This is a genomic window from Prevotella sp. OH937_COT-195 (assembly GCF_003932845.1).
Lineage (GTDB): Bacteria > Bacteroidota > Bacteroidia > Bacteroidales > Bacteroidaceae > Prevotella.
Genome location: NZ_RQZH01000001.1, coordinates 133,801 through 151,397 on the forward strand (window position 1 = coordinate 133,801; position 17,597 = coordinate 151,397).

Sequence of the window (17,597 nt, forward strand, 5' to 3'; positions counted from 1 at the left end):
ATAGTATGGAATTAGAAAACAGAATACTAAGCAGGGAAATACATCAATTGTTGTATGAAAAAGATTTCTCACTCGGCACGGCAGAAAGTTGTACGGGAGGTAAGATTGCCGAAGCCATAATAGCCGCACCGGGAGCCTCGCATTATTTCAAGGGGAGCATAGTATCGTATGCTGACGAGGTGAAAGTAAGGCTTCTTAATGTTGCCCCCCAACTGATAGAGGAGAAAAATGCAGTGAGTGAGGAAGTGGCAAAGGCAATGGTGGAAGGTGCTTGCGACACACTCAATGTTGACTATGCCGTTGCCGCAACCGGATTTGCAGGTCCCGGTGGAGGTACGAATGAAATTCCGGTTGGTACGATATACGTTGCGTGCGGAACAAAAGGAGATGTGGTTACGATGAAGATAACCGGTGACGAGGGGCGAGACCCAAACATATCCAACGCCACGAACCAAGCACTGCAACTACTATTGAAATATCTTGCCGAAAAGGCATGAAACGAATATAAGCGAGGGCATGACGTAATTGACATGCTCTCGTTCTTTATTTATACTCAAACCATGTCTTTCATGGTATTTGTACCATGTATTTTAACATTCTCAACTCTTTTTTACTTTTTCTTTTTTTCAACATCAATACGTTGATAGCAAAATGCCGTTAAACCGATGTTTTTATTGTTAAAAGAGGACAAAATATGCGACAAATTGGCATGTGACACATTTTTTGCATATATATTTGCAGCAACAAATAAGCATATTATTAAAATTATTATAAAATTAAAATGACAATGAAAAGGTTTAAAAGCATTCTTCTCTACTCTGCAGTAGTCCTTTCTCTGGCATTCTCAGCCGGAGCGTTCATCAAGGTCGAGGCCGCATCGTCTGCAATACAGGCACCGCCGGCAGTCGGACAGCCCGTAGATTTGACATACGCGGCAGACAGGGCATTGCCGGCCGTGGTACACATAAGATACTTACAGAACAGCAAAGTGCAGGAGGTGCAGGTTGATGTAAATCCTTTCGGTGATTTCTTCGATCCGTTCGGGTTCTTCGGAATTCCCGAAGGACAAGGTGGAAAGCAGCGTCGTCAGGTGCAGACACCAAAGCGTGAAGCCACCGGTTCGGGTGTAATTATTTCTGCCGATGGTTATATTGTTACAAATAACCATGTGGTAAATGGTGCAGACGAACTGACGGTAACTCTGAATGACAACCGCGAATTTTCTGCGCGCATCATAGGAACAGACGAAACGACCGACCTCGCACTGATAAAGATTGATGGTAAAAATCTGCCCACGTTGCCGGTTGGCGACTCAGACAAACTGCGAGTGGGCGAGTGGGTAATAGCCGTGGGAAATCCTTTCAGTCTGACATCAACCGTCACGGCAGGCATAGTCAGTGCAAAAGCCCGTTCATTGGGTGCCAACGGTGTGGAGAGTTTCATTCAGACCGATGCTGCCATCAATGCAGGAAACTCCGGTGGAGCTCTTGTAAATACAAGCGGCGAACTCGTAGGTATAAACGCTATGCTGTATTCGAAGACCGGAAATTACAGCGGTTACGGTTTTGCCATACCAACCACCATTATGAACAAAGTTGTCGACGACCTGAAGAAATATGGTACTGTGCAACGTGCAATAATAGGTATAAGCGGAATTGACGCACGCAACTACATCGATGATCAGAAACGTAAGAATAATGAAATAGACCTCGGAACAAACGATGGTATTTATATCTCCGAGGTTCAAGACGGTGGAGCAGGCGAGGAAGCCGGTTTGCAAAAGGGTGACGTAATTATTGCCATTGACGGAAGAAAGGTATCAAAGATGGCAGAACTTCAGGAATACCTTGCCAATAAACGTCCGGGCGATGATGTGAAAATAACATTATTGCGTAAAAAGAATCGGAAGAATATCAATGTCGCACTGAAAAACCCGCAAGGCAATACGAGGATAATGAAAGAAGCTGACATGGATGTACTCGGCGCAACTTTCCGTGAAGTAAACGATCAGGAGAAAAGAGAACTCGAGATTTCTTATGGATTGAAAGTGACCAATGTTACGGGAGGTATGATGAAAGGACGCGTAAACAAGGGATTCATCATTCTCAACGTCAACAAGAAACCGATGAAGAGCCTGAGAGATTTACAGATGGAAGTAAAGGCAGTGTCAAAGAGCGACGAGCCGGTACTTCATATAAAGGGTATCCAGCCGTCGGGAAGGATAGATTATATCTCTGTTCCAATAAATAATGAATAACATTCCTATAATCTGAAAATAAAAATTGGCTGCATATCCGTAATGGTGTGCAGCCAATATCATTTAACCCAAATCGGTCATTAGAACCCTCAACCGATTTTGTTCGATTGTTGAGCAGATGTGCAGCCGTTTAATCGAAGTCGTAGCGAGCTGTGTCGAGATGAAATGGCTGCGCAGATGTCAGCAAGCGGGCTAAAGCAGTTGGGAAGCGTAACGGCAATGGCAAATCTAAGCAAATGCGGTCTAATGACCGATTTGGGTTTAAGTAGGCATTCATAATTAATCGCCGGTATATATAAGACTGCTTTTAAGTACCTGCTTGCATTTTAACAACCGATAAAAAGCGGTAAATATCATTGAAATGTTTCAAAACGCATCCTTTCGCCTAATGAATTGCAAATCTGTTTTGTTTTTTTTGCAAGATAGAAATAATTGAACTAAATTTGCAGAAAATTATATCGCAAACGTTGACTTACCTTGAAATACTATGAATAAAGTCCTTATTATCTATACCGGCGGTACAATAGGCATGGATTGCAATACCAAGACAGGTGCGCTTGAACCGTTACAATTTGACAAACTATCTGCAAAGATGCCCGAGTTGGCACAGATGCCGACAGCAATAGAGGTGTATCAGTTTGCCCCTCCAATAGATTCGTCGGACATTACGCCGTCGCAGTGGTCGCAGTTGGTAAGGGTTATAACAGATAACTACGACGGTTACGACGGTTTTGTCGTCCTGCATGGAACGGATACTATGGCATTTACTGCATCTGCATTGTCGTTTATGCTCGAAAATCTTACGAAACCTGTTGTGCTTACGGGTAGTCAGGTTCCGATAGGACATTTGCGCACCGATGGTAAGGAGAACCTCATTACGAGTATAGAGATTGCCTTGGCAAAGCATGCAGACGGATTACCAATGGTTCCGGAAGTATGTATATATTTCAATGGCAGGTTGCTTCGCGGCAACCGTTCGACAAAAGTAAATGCCGATGGCTTCAATGCTTTCGATTCTTTCAATTATCCGCACCTTGCGGATGCCGGCATAAACATTGTTTATCACGAGGAATACATAATGAGACCGGACTATGGCAAGCCCATGACACCTCATTTCGACCTTGATCCTAACGTGGTAATATTCACATTATTCCCCGGAATACAAGACAATGTGGTACGTCACGCACTCGATGTTCCGGAGTTGCGGTCTATCGTGATGAGGTCGTATGGCAGCGGCAATGCCCCGCAGCGTCCTTGTCTTATGGATATGTTGTGCGATGCGTCGAGCCGCGGCATAAACATTGTCAATATAAGCCAATGTGCCGAAGGTACAGTGGAAATGGAACGCTACGACACCGGTTATCAACTGAAAAATGCCCGCGTAATATCAGGTTACGACAGTACTGTGGAAAGTGCTGTGACAAAACTTATGTATCTCCAAGGCAAATATAGTGACCCGGAGGTTGTGAGGGAGAAGATGAGCCAAAACCTGCGAGGGGAAATCTCGTTGTAGGAAATAAAGGTTGGCTTTATCTGACAAAGATAATTTATATCCTCCACTTGACTTTCTCACTGTATATTTAAAACTTGAGGTCTCGGTAAAAGTAACTAATTTTACAGAGTTCTCGAAACATTTGAGCCACTTATCACCCCGAACCGGCATTTCATTTGTGCTTAATCGTAATGCAATATCGCCGAAATTACTTACCAATTTCGGCGGTTTTACTCATCAATTTCGGCTAAATTGCCAAACATTTCCAATCTAATGAAAAGCATGCTTATCATCAACTCGTAACAAAAAGTATGTCAATAAAATACATACGGATAGTATTATGCAGAATTATTTTTAAACCCAAATCGGTCATTAGAACCCTCAACCGATCTTGTTCGATTGTTGAGCAGATGTGCGGCCGTTTCATCGAAGGCGTAGCGGGCTACGTCGGGATGTAATGGCTGTGCAGATGTCAGCAAGCGGGCTTAAAGCAGTTGGGAAGCGTAACGGCAATGGCAAATCTAAGCAAACGCGGTCTAATGACAGATTTGGGTTAAAGATTTCTGCAGAAAGTAACTATTTTTGCAGAGGTATTGATTTGGTTCAAATTTGGCATGAATAACGTTTCAAAATGTCTCTTTATATCTACTTTGGGAGATTTGCAAACAAAGAGGATAGTTTCTGTGTGTAATTAAAAAAATGATAGTCAGTTTGTTATGTGTGTATTTTACATTTCCAAACTGACTATCAATGTGATTCCGTTGGGGTTCGAACCCAAGACCCACAGCTTAGAAGGCTGTTGCTCTAATCCAACTGAGCTACGGAACCATGTTTCGTATTATCAATCAATGCTTTGTTAATTCGGGTGCAAAGGTAGGTGTTTTTATGCGCAAATCCAAATTTTTAATATAAAAAACTTAATAATTAGGAAAAGAAACGGTAACTTTGCAACATGAAACAAATCAGATGGGGGTTTATTGGTTGCGGCGAAGTTACTGAAAAGAAATCCGGTCCTGCGTTCAGAGAGGTTGAAGGCTCTGACGTTGTTGCCGTGATGGGACGCAATCCTCGCAAGACGCGTTTGTATGCAGAAAGGCATCATATACCGAAATGGTACACTGATGCTTCGGAGTTGATTGATGACCCCGACGTGAATGCCATATATATAGCCACACCGCCGTCGAGCCATGCCACGTTTGCCATTATGGCAATGAAGGCGGGCAAACCTGTATATGTAGAGAAGCCTCTGGCATCAAGTTATGACGATTGCGTCAGAGTGAACAGGGTAAGCGAACAGACGGGTATTCCATGCTTTGTTGCATATTACAGAAGGTATCTTCCATATTTCGTAAAGGTGAAGAATCTTGTAAACTCAGGCGCGATAGGAAAGATTATGAACGTTCAGTTGCGTTTCTCATGTCCTCCGCGTGAGATAGACCATTCCATACCATCCGAACTCCCTTGGCGTCTTCAACCGGATATTTCGGGCGGCGGATATTTCTATGACTTGGCTCCCCATCAGTTTGATTTGCTTCAATATATGTTTGGCATTATTATAAAGACGGAGGGTATCTGCATTAATCGCGGAGGGTTTTATAAAGCAGAAGATACCATTAGTGCCTGCTTTCAGTTTGAGTCGGGAGTTCCCGGCAGTGGTTCATGGTGTTTTGTGGGGCACGAATCATCTCGTGATGACAGGATTGAGGTTATAGGCGATGCCGGTATGCTGTCATTTTCTGTATTCAGTTATGCACCAATAGAACTAATCACAAGTGAAGGACAGACGAGCATTACCGTGCCCAATCCGCCGTATGTTCAGTTGCCGATAATAAAAAGTGTTATTGAACATCTTCAGGGGAGTAATGTCTGTGTGTGTACGAGTGTGTCCGCAACCCCCGTGAATTGGGTCATGGACAGAATCTTGGGAAAATTTTGATAAATGTATTTGTTCAAGGCATACAAATATCTCAGGCTTTATGTAACATACGTTTTGTGCTTTGCTTCGCAGTGCCTCATGGCATACGACGGTGCATTGATGCAAGATAGTATCGCTACGGCTCAGACAGACAACATTGAGAAAAAGGGGGGCATATCTGCTTTACTAAAATCTTTCAACGAGATTGATACTACCTATATCGAGCCGCAACATTACAACTATACAGTTATGCTGCAGAATACTACTACATACGAGATGTATCATCTGCGTAGCAAGGAAGGTATGGCTGTTACCTTTGCCCCGAAGCCTACCGTGAAAGTTGGTCCTTATATAGGTTGGCGGTGGGTATTCCTCGGATATACGTTCGACATAAGCCGTCTGTCAAGCGGAAAGAATAAGAAAGAATTAGACTTCAGTATATATAGTTCACATGTTGGTATCGACCTATATTATCGCAAAACGGGCGACGATTATCTTATAAGATATATAAAAGACGGTAATTGGCGCATAAGACCAAAAAATCTTGCATTCGATGGTATAGAGGTAGCAATAAAAGGTTTTAATGTTTACTATATTTTCAATCACAAGAAATTTTCTTATCCAGCCGCTTTCAGTCAGAGTACCATTCAGAAGAAGAGTTGCGGTTCGCCACTTGTAGGTATTGGATACGCCAACCATTCGCTTTCTCTCGACTACAATAAACTACATGATATTATTGCAGACATTGCTGAAAAGAATAAGGTGACAATTGATACCGGATTGATGTTCAATCATGTTAAATATGTTGATTACTCGCTGTCCGGCGGGTATGCATACAATTATGTGTTTGCCCGTAACTGCCTTCTTTCTGCCTCCATGTCTTTGGCCATAGCCTATAAAAGAGCTTTAGGCGAGAGACCGGAAAATGATTCTCAATTACTCGATTTCAAATTCTCTAATTTCAACTTGGATGCCATTGGGCGTTTCGGGTTTGTGTATAACAACATGAATTGGTATTGTGGTGCAAGTGCCATAATCAAGGCATATAATTATAACAAGCCACAATTCTCGACTAATAACATTTTTGGTTATTTGAACATTTATATTGGTGTAAACTTTGGGAAAATGCGAAAATACAAGAAGAAAAATAAATAAATGGAATGATTAGGAGTTTTCTTATTGTCATAATGTTTTTTGTGGCATCGTTTGCAAGTGCTTCAAACGGGGTGACATATTCTCGTGAAGACAGTTTGATGTTGGTTAGACTTTTGTCAGAAGGAAAGTTGCGACCAAAAGGTACTAATCTCGTGTTGTTCTTTGCAAGAAAGTTTATGGGACGACCGTATGTTGCACATACGTTGGAAGTGAACAAGAAGGAGCGGCTTGTCGTCAACCTTCGTGAACTTGATTGTACTACATATATAGAGACAGTGCTCGCATTGACAATGACGGTGGACAAGGGCGGTGTTACTTTTAAAGATTATTGCAACAATCTTACCATGCTTAGGTACAAGAATGGTATGCTGAATGATTATTCCTCACGCTTGCATTATTTTACCGAATGGATAAATGATAATGTCAAGAAAGGAATTGTCAAAGAAGTTATGGGAAGCAAAGAGTTGTTCTGTGGTGTTCAGACGGTAGATGCCACCTACATGACTTCACACAGTGACAGTTACAAAATGCTTGCAGGAGACACTGCGATGATTAGGAAAATAGGCATTATGGAGAAAGAAATTAGCGGACAGCGACATCGGTATATCCCTAATGTTAAAATAGACGATACTTGTGAATTACGCAAAACAATACATGACGGCGATGTAATTGCCATTGTAACTAACAAGAAAGGACTCGAAATATCCCATCTTGGTTTTGCTGTGTGGCGACGCGACGGATTGCATCTTCTCAATGCCTCGTCCGTAAGGCGCAGGGTGGTAGAGGAGAATGCCACTTTAAGTAAATACCTTGTCAGAAGAAAAACAGCACTCGGGATACGAGTGCTGCGTTTGAGGTAAATTCTGTCTGCCGGATATATATGGAGTCTATATTGTTGAAATAACGGCATTATTTACTCCTTATATTTTGGCAGGGCTATGTTTCATTCTTCCCGACGTGTAATCTTAGACATGTTCATCTCCGAGACCTTTCCGTCAGGATTAACCCTTGCAGATATGTTGTAGGTGTTTTTGTCGCTTCCGGACTCTCCGCGTATGATGTCTTGATCGGCAGTGAACCGCACGACATATTCAAACTTTCCATCTCCTATTTCACGTTTCGTTATCTTATAGTCATTACGCAACCTCCAAATGATATTCGTTACTCCTTCTTTGTACGAGCGGTTCATGTAATCTATGACATCTCCTTTCGATGCATTCTCACGTCCGAGGAACGATGACATTACCTCTGCCACTGATGATGTGAGTTCGCCTTCGTTCCTTGAGTTTATACTCACGAAGAACTTATGGAATACCTCACTTATCATCTGCCTGTCTTCTTGGTTCAACTCTTTTGCCTTCAGTTTGTTCAGTGTCGCAAGTGCCTCGTCGTAGTGTTCCCCTGTGGCATGCTTGTCTATATACCTTTGGTATGCTTCCTGTGTATTCTCTTCTGATGCCTTTGCCCAATCAATAATGTCTATCTTGTGTATCAATTCTGTTTTGTGTGGCGAGTCCGGGTTTTCGTTGAGATACCTGATTATTTCTTCTTTATTGTTGCTTTTTGCAATGATGTTCCACGCGTCGTCAGCTTTCTTCAGTTTGTCCAAATGTGCCGTTATGCTGTCTCTATGTTCTTGGGGCGCATCAATAAAGTTGTCAAGATACTGTTGAAGCACGGTAGGGTCGTTGCTTTTCATCGCAAACTCATATTCTTCTTTTTCTGTGCGTGCTTTGGCATTGCTGTATGAATATATCAGCACTCCACATGCGAGCAGTGCTATAATGAATGATACTGTTATTGCCGTGAAATTTCTTTTTTTCTTTTTTTCTTGCCGGTTGTCGTCTCTTTCTTGTTGTGTATCTGTCATATTTACCGTATGTTCTCGTACCGGTATTGATTGTACAGTGTTCTGTGGTTGCACCGTTGGTTGTTGTGGCGAGTTTGTTCCCTGTGCTATTTCTACGGCTTGGTTGTTTACCGGTTGATGACAGTTTGGACAAAAGTGTTCGTCACGGAAGTATATTTCGCCACACCTTGTGCATCTGTTTGTTTTCCCTGCGATTTCCACACCGCAACTTGGGCATATCGGAGCTTTATCGCTTACTTGATGTCCGCATTCGGGACATTTTATTATAGCCATTGTTGTTTTTTGAATATTAGTGTTCTACTTTGATTTTGTTCAGTCTTTAAGTAAAAGACTATCTTCTGCGGAATCTTATTTCCCTCATACTGTGCATACCCATGAAACGGTTTTTGTCAACATATCCGTTAACTCCGTTTATGTGTCCCTTTCCTGTGTATTGCCAAAGCAGATAGTCTCGGTTGTCGGCAAGTACCGGTGGGCGACTGGAATACTGTGCAATCCATAGTTTGTAGTCATTGAGTTGTCCCACGAGATACTTGTTGTAGAAATTGGTATATGTATATACTATGGGTTTTTGTCGGTATGCCTTCTCCACGAGTTTTAAGAATTTCAGCAGTGAGTCGCATAATTCTTCAGAGTCCATGCCGGCATTCCGCTCCACGTCAATCATAGGTATGAGGTCTTGGTCGGCGGGTCGGCACTGTGCCATGAAGTTTGCAAGTTGCTCTGCCTGTACCGCTCTTGGTCTGTAGAAATGATATGAACCCACTTTAAGTCCGTATCGGTGTGCAAGGTCTATGTTCTCTTTGTATCTATGGTCAATTCTTGCTTCTCCCTCTGTCGCCTTGATATATACGAATGCCATCTTGCTGTTCTCTCCCACAGACTCCCAGAATACATCTCCCTGGTAGTGGCTGATGTCTATGCCGTGTATGTGAGAGCATGTATCCTCGCACATCATTTCACCATAATATTGTGCATGTGTGTTTGTTGCGAAAAACACAAAGAATATTATTACAGGAATTAAATATCTTGAAAAATCACATTGTTTCATAAGTGCAAAGATACTGCAAGTTAAGCAGAAATCAAAATAAACACATTCTTTTTTAGTTTTATTACGATACGTTTCGCCGGTCTTGCGTATTTATTTGCGACACGATGTTTACAAGTCTCATATTTGCGAACGTTGATAGAAATCGACATTCTCTTTCGTAAGCAATTCTATCGGCATGTAGTTTATTGGTGTTACCGATTGTTTAAGCACTATTGCACGGAACAATGTGTCAAGACTGCTATACCCCTGTACATACGCATGTTGTGCTATAAGAAATGATATGCTGCCCTCTTTCAGACATTCTGCGTTCTTCTCCACCATGTCATATCCCATTATTTGTACGTTCCGTCTGCCGCTATTTATAAGATAATCTCCTACGATGTGTGCTTTGGAACACATTGTTATGCAGTGGTGTATATCATTGTTCTCATTGAAAAAAACATCGAGGATTTTTTCGTATGTTTGTTTGTCGGATGCCATCGGCATTTCCAAATCAACTATTTCTATATGTGGAAAATTCTCCTCCATGTATCGACGGAATCCCACCTCGCGATTCTCTTGCTGTTTGCTTGTAACCTTTCCGTTTCTTGTCAATTTCATCAGCATTATTCTTTTCTCGTCCCTCGCTATCAGCATGAACATTCTTGCGGCGAAATAACCACTTTTTATAGAATCTTGCCCGAAAAAACATAGCGGTTCAAGGCTTGGCATGTAAGAATCGAGCAGTACGAAAGGAATGTTGCGTTCGTGTAGTATGTCAGTATATCGCTTTGTTGTTTCCAAGTCGCCCGGTACCACTATTACTCCATTTGGGTCATTCTTTATGACAGTCTCGAATGCCAAAGAGAAAGAAGTTTCGTCAGAACGTTCATAGAATGTAAACCTTACCTCGATATGAAAGTCGCGTCTTGCCTCGCAGGCAGCTCTTGCTCCTTCCTCTATTTCCTGCCAATAAGCTTCACTTTCATGCTTCGGCATCAATACATGGAATGTATATGACTTGTTATATGCCAGTGCGCTTGCATACATGTTCGGCTGATAGTTAATCTCTTCCAGCACTTTCTCAACCTTTGCCCTTGCTGTCGGCGATACGTTCGGACGTTTGTGTAATATCCTGTCAACCGTTCCGACAGATACTCCGGCTCTCTCTGCAATGTCTTTTATCCTTATTTTGTGAGACATCGGTATTATATTATTTACGTTTTGATTAAAACAACAATTAATGTATTGTCTATATAAAAATGCTTTTAATTACCAAATTTGTCTGTAAACCTGATATTCTTGTTCTGTTGCAAAATTAATAATAAAAACTTAATTGTGCGAATACACAGTCGTTTTTTTGTTATTTTATTATTTTTTCTTTTGTTTATTTGCTAATTTGCATGTAAAAAACTAATTTTGTACTCGTATAGTAACAACAGCCTTTAAACCAAAGACCGGCTTGAAATCATATTCGAATAGGTATTTTAACCGTAAATCGGAAGCAAAGACATTGGCATGGGTTATCGCCATGTTAAGTCTTTTGTGCGTGACGGCTTGTAAAGAAATCCCGAATAAAGCGGAGGTTGATAAATTGAACGACATATCGTATGCCTATCATTACAAGAACATCGATTCCACGTATCATTATGCCAAGGCTGCATACGAAATGTCAGGCGATTACGATGACGGAAAAGCCGAGGCTCTTAATAACATTGCCTTTGCAAGCATATCAAGAATGGACTATGCAGATGCTGCAAAGCATCTTGACAACATCTTGGGACTTACAAGCAATCAGTTGGAACTTCTTGTTTCGTATATACAACACATGCGTTTGTGTCAGCGTGAGTCCCGTAACAAAGATTTTTATGACTATCAGGAGAAGGCTACGAAATGTCTCAAAAGGATAAACGAGTCGCGCGACATGCTTACAGAAAGGCAACGCAGGCGCATGGTATATGCCGAAAGCGAGTTTGCCATTGTTACTTCTACATATTATTATTATATAGGACTCGAAGGGCTTTCGAAAGAGGCATTACTCGGGATAGATGCCGACGGAGAGATACAGAAAGATTCCGCACAACTAATGAACTATCTGTACCAGTTGGGAGCCGGAGGAGTGGTTACGGAAGGAACACAGGCAGAAATAAACCAAAGGGAATGGAACTGTTTGATACGTTGCTACATGCTTGCCATTCAGAGCGGAAATGTGTATTGGGAAGCCAATTCGTTACAAGCGATGAGCGAACATTTGTCCGACAAGAGTCTAAGGGAAAAATTGATTTCCGAAAACCTACAGTCTGTAAGGTATGTCAACATAGACAACATGCCCGACAGTCTGCTTGCAGGTTACCTTGCACAAAGGTCATTGATACTGTTTCAAAAATTTGGCGATGTTTACCAGACGGCAGGCTCGTACCGTACTCTCGCCTCATGCTTTTGGGGACTCGGCGACTATCGTTCGGCAATGATATGTCTTGAAGACGCACTCAACAAAGATACTCGTATTGAGCAGGCACCTGACTTGGTGGCAAGTATCCGCGAACAACTATCTCTTGTATATTCCGCAATGGACGATAAACCGAACAGTGACTACAATCGCAACATATACCTTGACTTGCAGGATATGACACGTCAAGACAGACATCTTGAGGCTCGTGCGGAGCAACTTGATCAATCCGCACAGCAACTGAACTTGATGATAGGGGCAGTACTCGTGATGATTATCATTGCCATTGCAATGATGATGATATTTTATAAATTGCGCAGGAAGAAACAAAAAAACAATTCGCTTGACACACTGCTCGAACCATTGGAACAATGGAGAAAAGACAATCTGATGGCAAACAACGCTTTGGACGAGAGATATGAAGAAATAAACGAGACGTATGCACTTAATGTATCGCATATCGCAAGAAACAAGATACGAAACCTCGAGAACAGAGCAAAAGTTTTCCTTGTAAACAGTATAACACCACTTATAGACAGAATAATAAATGAAGTGGGCAGACTGAACAATGGCAATGAAAGTAGTGCAGTCAGAGCAGAAAGGTATTGCTATGTCGCCGAACTAACCGATAAGATTAACGACTACAACAACGTTCTCACGCAATGGATACAACTGAGGCAAGGCGAATTGAGCATGCGCGTAGAGAGTTTCCCACTCGAAGAGTCATTCAGTGTGGTCAGAAGAAGCAGAATGTCATTCCAACTTAAAGGCATAGAATTGATTGTGGAACCAACCGTATTAAGTGTGAAAGCAGACCGTGTGCTCACACTTTTCATGCTGAACACACTTGCAGATAATGCGAGGAAATTCACACCAACGGGAGGCACGGTAAAGATTTCCTCGTCTTCGACAGACGATTACGTTGAGATTTCGGTGGAAGATACGGGCAGAGGAATGTCGGCAGAGGAATTGTCGGGTATATTCGACCATAAAATATACAATGGTCACGGTTTCGGATTGATGAACTGCAAGGGTATAATAGACAAATATCACAAGATAAGCAAAATATTCAGTGTGTGTAAGTTGTCTGCGGAAAGCAAACAAGGCGCAGGAAGCCGTTTCTTTTTCAGATTGCCTCACGGAATCGTGCGCGTTACGGGTGCCGTATTGCTTGCATTGTCTTCACACTGGGGTGTTGAAGCAAAAATCACTGAACAGAAAATGGCAGCCGACTATGCCGACAGCGCATATTTCAGTAATGTAGGAGGAAGATACAAATGTACTTTGCAGTTTGCCGACAGCGTAAGGAAATATCTTAACATGAGGTACAAGACGCTTCGTCCGTCAGGCAATGCACTTATGGTAAAGAATGGAAACATCAAAGCAGAGCCTGCCGAGATAAAATGGTTTCATGACGGTCTTGACATCGATTACAATATTATACTCGACGTTCGCAACGAGAGTGCGGTGGCAGCATTGGCATTACATGACTGGGAACTTTACAGATACAACAACCGAGCATACACGCTCTTGTTCAGAGAGAAATCGGCAGACAAGAATCTTGCGGAATATTGTCGTACTATGCAGACCTCGGAAACCAACAAGATTATTGCCGTGGCACTCCTTGTCGTACTATTCGTAATAATAGTATTGGCATATTATTTCCTTTATTACCGGCATTGCATAAACGATGATTATTGCATCGAACAGGTAGGACATATAAATGATATTCTGCTAAGCAATCGAACCGATGATGAGAAACTGGCACTGATAATGCCAATATCTACGGATAAATATCCTGAACCACTGCGGAATATCGTGACAAAGGTAAAAGAAGCACTTGCCGCATCAGTAAAAAGTGCAGGAGAAAAACATAATGTCATCGAACTTGCCGAAGACGAGAGCAGGAGAGCAAAGTTCGAAGACGACAAGCTGCACGTCAGCAACAACGTACTTGACAACTGTCTCAGTACTCTGAAGCACGAGACAATGTATTATCCGGCGCGCATAAGGCAGATAGTAGAGGAGGCAAACAACGGGGACACACAGGAGGAACCACGGAGACTGCGAGCCATAGGCGAACTTGTGTCATATTACAAAGAACTATACTCAATATTGAGCGCCCAGGCAATGAGACAGGTAAACGTGGTAAAGAATAAATGCCTGAATATACCGGTAAAGAAAATAATCGATGTCGAAACAGAAGGCATGGCGGTAAAGGGAGACGAACTGATGCTAAAACATCTTTTCGCAATTCTTCGGAAACAAAACAATGGTACTTTTGCCAATGTACGCGTTATGGAGAAAGACAACAACTATGTGCTTTTCGAGATAGAAATGGACAAACTGCCGTTCAGAGAACTTTTCACACCGTTGATGGATAACATTCCTTTCATGATATGCAGACAGATTGTAAGGGAACACAGCGAGAGCGCAAACATGCACGGATGCGGAATAACTGCGCAACCATCTGCCGCACAAGGAACTACCGTTACTATTACACTGCCATCGGCAGGGACAGATAAAAAAACATATAAAGAATAAGACATGGATAAATTCAAGGTTGTTATAGTGGAAGACGTGCCACTCGAACTGAAAGGTACAGAAGGTATATTTCGTAATGATATTCCGGAGGCGGAAATCATTGGAACGGCTGCAAGCGAAACGGAATATTGGAGACTCATAAAGCAACAAAAGCCGGATTTGTTGCTGCTCGATCTCGGTCTCGGAGGCTCTACCACGGTGGGTGTGGAGATATGCCGGCAGACAAAAGAGATGTATCCCGAGATAAAAATACTTATTTTTACGGGAGAGATACTCAACGAAAAATTGTGGGTAGATGTTCTCGACGCAGGCTGCGACGGCATCTGTCTTAAAAGTGGTGAACTGCTCACGCGTGGAGATGTCGTAAGTGTCATGGCGGGAAAGAAAATGGTTTTCAATCAGCCGATACTCGAAAAGATACTTGAGAGGTTCAAACATGTGGTAGGCAGTCAATTGATGCGTCAGGAAGCACTCGTAAACTACGAGATTGACGAGTATGACGAAAGATTCCTGCGGCATCTCGCGCTCGGATATACCAAGGAGCAAATAACAAACCTTCGAGGTATGCCGTTCGGGGTAAAGAGCCTTGAGAAGAGGCAGAACGAACTTGTGCAAAAATTGTTCCCCAATGGAAACGGAGGGATAGGTATAAATGCAACGCGTTTGGTGGTAAGAGCACTCGAATTGAGAATAATAAATCTCGATAATTTGCAGGCTGACGAAGAATAAAACATACAAGGCAAATATGAGTAGAGTGTCTTCAATATCTGCATTGGCATGCGTAGTGATGCTTTCTGCAAACGTCCTGCTTGTCTTGATGTCATGGATTTTGAGTGCCGTGGGAACAGATGATGTCAGATCCATGATAAGCGGAGAGGGGGTTAGATGGTTCTTCGGACATTATGTTGACATCATCACCTCCCCGGTACTCGTGTGGCTGCTGCTGTTGTCCGTGTCTTACAGTTGTTTTTGCGGCAGCGGACTAAGTGAGGGCTTTCTTATCCTGATAAAGAGAGAGAAACTGGTATTCAAACAGCGTCTCGGATTTCGCGTGATATTAATTCTGTTACTAATTCAAATATCAATAACGGCATGGCTCGTGTCGGCACCTCATGCCGTGTTGGCAAGTCCTGTTGGCAGTATATTCCCTTCACCATTCAGCACCGGCATCATACCCGCTTTCGCAGGAACGGTTACGCTGTTGTCGTTTGTATACGGACTTGTCAACGGTACAATACAAAATGTTGATGCCGCGTTCAAATGTCTGTATTTCAAGATGCCGGTACTCGCTCCGTTGTTCATTGTATATATCTTCGCTTCGCAATTATTTGCATGTATAAGTTTCGTATTTCCCACGTTTGGCATTTTTATTTCATGAATGCAATGAATAGATTTTCGTATTTGTATTTACGTTTGTTCTCGAATGTCCGATTGATACGACAATATGATGTTTCAATGGTATATGATTGCCTGTAATAACTCAAGTGATGAAAAAAATATTCAAGAAAATAAAGACAATGCTCGCATCATTGTCATTCCGTACGGGAGTAATTGTGCTTGTCATGTGCATACCTTGTTATGTCATATCTTTCGCGCAAGCGGCACTTGATACGTCGGTGGAGACAAAGGCTGTGCTGTGGACAGTATTCTTCGGACTAGCAAAGATTTTCCAATACGGAGGACTTACAATACTCGGAGCAGAGGGAGCAAAGAGAGTTAAGCGATACCTTAAATGCAAATGTTATTCCGGTTTGAGGTAATCAATTGGAAAAGACATGGTCGTTTTATCTGTTTTATGAATTGTTGACGCCATTATTTATCATGAGTCGGTGTTACATATCTGACAACAATGCAATTCTGCCGATTTTGCAATGCAATTTCGCCTATATTGTTTTACAAAATCGGTGAAATTGTGACGCGAAAAAATATCAAATGCAAACAGGTTGAAATTTAAACGGAGTACGAAAAGATATTAATCTATATTGGTATTGTATAAAAAACTTTGATGCGTGCCAAAATATTATTGTCATGCTTTAATTCATCATAAAAAGATTAATCTTGAGGCAAGCCTGCGGTAAATGTACCATCGTGAACAGAATTTACGGCGTATTTTTCCTTATAGTATTATCCCGAACCATGGAAAATGTGGTGTAAAGTGATTCTTGTTTTTACTATACGGACTCTTTAAAATAATTCCAATTATATTTAATTTCTTTCAGTCCATGGTCGTTTTCTTTGGAGTTTTATCAATAAATGAGTAATTTTGCCGACAGAAACATATTAATATAATTAATATAGTAATGATAACTTCTGAAGAGTATGCCCGTATGAAAACTTGCTCGCGCACTGATGGCGCACTTGTCGGCGTGATGTGGGCGGTAAGTTTTATATGTATGATAGCCGGTTTCAGAAATCCGTCGTGGTCTTTAGCCTCAATGCTTGTCGGTGTTGTCTCGCCGTTCTACGGCTTCTCGCTAATGAGAAAGTTTTGCAGGAATGTGCTTGGTGACAACATGGGAATCGGTATTGCACTCGGATACGCGATAATGATGCTGCTCTGTGCCACACTTATACTCGCCGGCATACAGTTGATATATTTCCAATTTATCGACCATGGTTATTTCATTGAATGTTACGGTTCGATACTACGTTCCCCCGAGATGGCGAAAACGTTGGAAAGTTACGGCTTGTCGGCACAGGACATAGATTCCACGATAACTGTTATTTCCGAGATGCGTCCTATCGAAGTGGTGATACAATTCCTTGCCGGCAATGTGATACTAAGCGTAATACTCAGTATTCCGTTGGCGATGTTTGCAAAAAAGAATGGCGGACAAAACATCCACGACAGCAAAGGAGTGGAAGGCTTTTAATAAATTAGAATA

At 42.0% G+C, this 17,597-nt stretch carries 15 protein-coding genes and 1 tRNA gene; 11 read left to right on the top strand and 5 right to left on the bottom strand.

Annotated elements, in window-relative coordinates; all coding sequences use genetic code 11:
• Positions 1 to 5 precede the first annotated feature (5 nt).
• From EII32_RS00600 to EII32_RS00610, 3 genes are all read left to right on the top strand, one after another.
• Positions 6 to 497, top strand: a complete 492-nt coding sequence (locus tag EII32_RS00600) for a CinA family protein (protein ID WP_125233523.1) — start codon at positions 6 to 8, stop codon at positions 495 to 497.
• Between the two features lie 290 nt (positions 498 to 787).
• Positions 788 to 2,257, top strand: a complete 1,470-nt coding sequence (locus tag EII32_RS00605) for a Do family serine endopeptidase (RefSeq protein WP_125233524.1) — start codon at positions 788 to 790, stop codon at positions 2,255 to 2,257.
• A 487-nt stretch (positions 2,258 to 2,744) separates the two neighbouring features.
• Positions 2,745 to 3,770, top strand: coding sequence for a type I asparaginase (locus EII32_RS00610; RefSeq protein ID WP_125233525.1), 1,026 nt, complete (start codon positions 2,745 to 2,747; stop codon positions 3,768 to 3,770).
• 317 nt (positions 3,771 to 4,087) lie between these two features.
• On the opposite strand, the gene EII32_RS11995 is transcribed toward EII32_RS00610, so the two are convergent.
• Positions 4,088 to 4,228: a hypothetical protein gene (locus EII32_RS11995; protein WP_158611092.1), complete on the bottom strand. Its 141-nt coding sequence runs from the start codon at positions 4,226 to 4,228 to the stop codon at positions 4,088 to 4,090.
• Positions 4,229 to 4,502: 274 nt separating this feature from the next.
• Positions 4,503 to 4,577: transfer RNA gene (locus EII32_RS00615), tRNA-Arg, on the bottom strand.
• Between the two features lie 124 nt (positions 4,578 to 4,701).
• Between EII32_RS00615 and EII32_RS00620 the strand changes: the two genes are divergently transcribed.
• Genes EII32_RS00620 through EII32_RS00630 form a run of 3 tightly spaced genes read left to right on the top strand, consistent with a single transcriptional unit; the run spans position 4,702 to position 7,679 of the window.
• Positions 4,702 to 5,685 (top strand): Gfo/Idh/MocA family protein, encoded by a 984-nt coding sequence (locus tag EII32_RS00620; RefSeq protein WP_125233526.1) that lies wholly within the window; start codon positions 4,702 to 4,704, stop codon positions 5,683 to 5,685.
• Positions 5,686 to 5,688: 3 nt separating this feature from the next.
• On the top strand, positions 5,689 to 6,819 hold the full coding sequence (locus tag EII32_RS00625; RefSeq protein WP_233582268.1) for a DUF4421 domain-containing protein: 1,131 nt from the start codon (positions 5,689 to 5,691) through the stop codon (positions 6,817 to 6,819).
• Between the two features lie 5 nt (positions 6,820 to 6,824).
• Positions 6,825 to 7,679 carry an N-acetylmuramoyl-L-alanine amidase-like domain-containing protein gene (locus EII32_RS00630; protein ID WP_233582269.1) on the top strand — a complete coding sequence of 285 codons (855 nt, stop codon included), beginning with the start codon at positions 6,825 to 6,827 and terminating at the stop codon, positions 7,677 to 7,679.
• 83 nt (positions 7,680 to 7,762) lie between these two features.
• On the opposite strand, the gene EII32_RS00635 is transcribed toward EII32_RS00630, so the two are convergent.
• The 3 genes from EII32_RS00635 to EII32_RS00645 all read right to left on the bottom strand — a co-directional run bounded on the left by EII32_RS00635 (position 7,763) and on the right by EII32_RS00645 (position 10,922).
• On the bottom strand, positions 7,763 to 8,962 hold the full coding sequence (locus EII32_RS00635; RefSeq protein ID WP_125233527.1) for a zinc ribbon domain-containing protein: 1,200 nt from the start codon (positions 8,960 to 8,962) through the stop codon (positions 7,763 to 7,765).
• Positions 8,963 to 9,020: 58 nt separating this feature from the next.
• The gene (locus EII32_RS00640) at positions 9,021 to 9,647 is read right to left on the bottom strand and encodes a glycoside hydrolase family 25 protein (RefSeq protein ID WP_233582273.1); all 627 of its coding nucleotides are present in this window, start codon (positions 9,645 to 9,647) and stop codon (positions 9,021 to 9,023) included.
• A gap of 210 nt (positions 9,648 to 9,857) precedes the next feature.
• Positions 9,858 to 10,922, bottom strand: coding sequence for a substrate-binding domain-containing protein (locus EII32_RS00645; protein ID WP_125233528.1), 1,065 nt, complete (start codon positions 10,920 to 10,922; stop codon positions 9,858 to 9,860).
• 310 nt (positions 10,923 to 11,232) lie between these two features.
• Between EII32_RS00645 and EII32_RS00650 the strand changes: the two genes are divergently transcribed.
• The 5 genes from EII32_RS00650 to EII32_RS00670 all read left to right on the top strand — a co-directional run bounded on the left by EII32_RS00650 (position 11,233) and on the right by EII32_RS00670 (position 17,585).
• Positions 11,233 to 14,712, top strand: coding sequence for a DUF5112 domain-containing protein (locus EII32_RS00650; RefSeq protein WP_317125317.1), 3,480 nt, complete (start codon positions 11,233 to 11,235; stop codon positions 14,710 to 14,712).
• Positions 14,713 to 14,715: 3 nt separating this feature from the next.
• Entirely contained in the window at positions 14,716 to 15,441 is a 726-nt protein-coding gene (locus tag EII32_RS00655) for a DUF5932 domain-containing protein (protein ID WP_125233529.1), read from the top strand.
• Between the two features lie 16 nt (positions 15,442 to 15,457).
• Entirely contained in the window at positions 15,458 to 16,090 is a 633-nt protein-coding gene (locus tag EII32_RS00660) for an AbgT family transporter (protein WP_125233530.1), read from the top strand.
• Positions 16,091 to 16,199: 109 nt separating this feature from the next.
• Positions 16,200 to 16,472, top strand: a complete 273-nt coding sequence (locus EII32_RS00665) for a hypothetical protein (RefSeq protein ID WP_125233531.1) — start codon at positions 16,200 to 16,202, stop codon at positions 16,470 to 16,472.
• Positions 16,473 to 17,012: 540 nt separating this feature from the next.
• Positions 17,013 to 17,585 carry a DUF4199 domain-containing protein gene (locus tag EII32_RS00670; protein ID WP_125233532.1) on the top strand — a complete coding sequence of 191 codons (573 nt, stop codon included), beginning with the start codon at positions 17,013 to 17,015 and terminating at the stop codon, positions 17,583 to 17,585.
• The last annotated feature ends 12 nt before the right edge of the window (positions 17,586 to 17,597 follow it).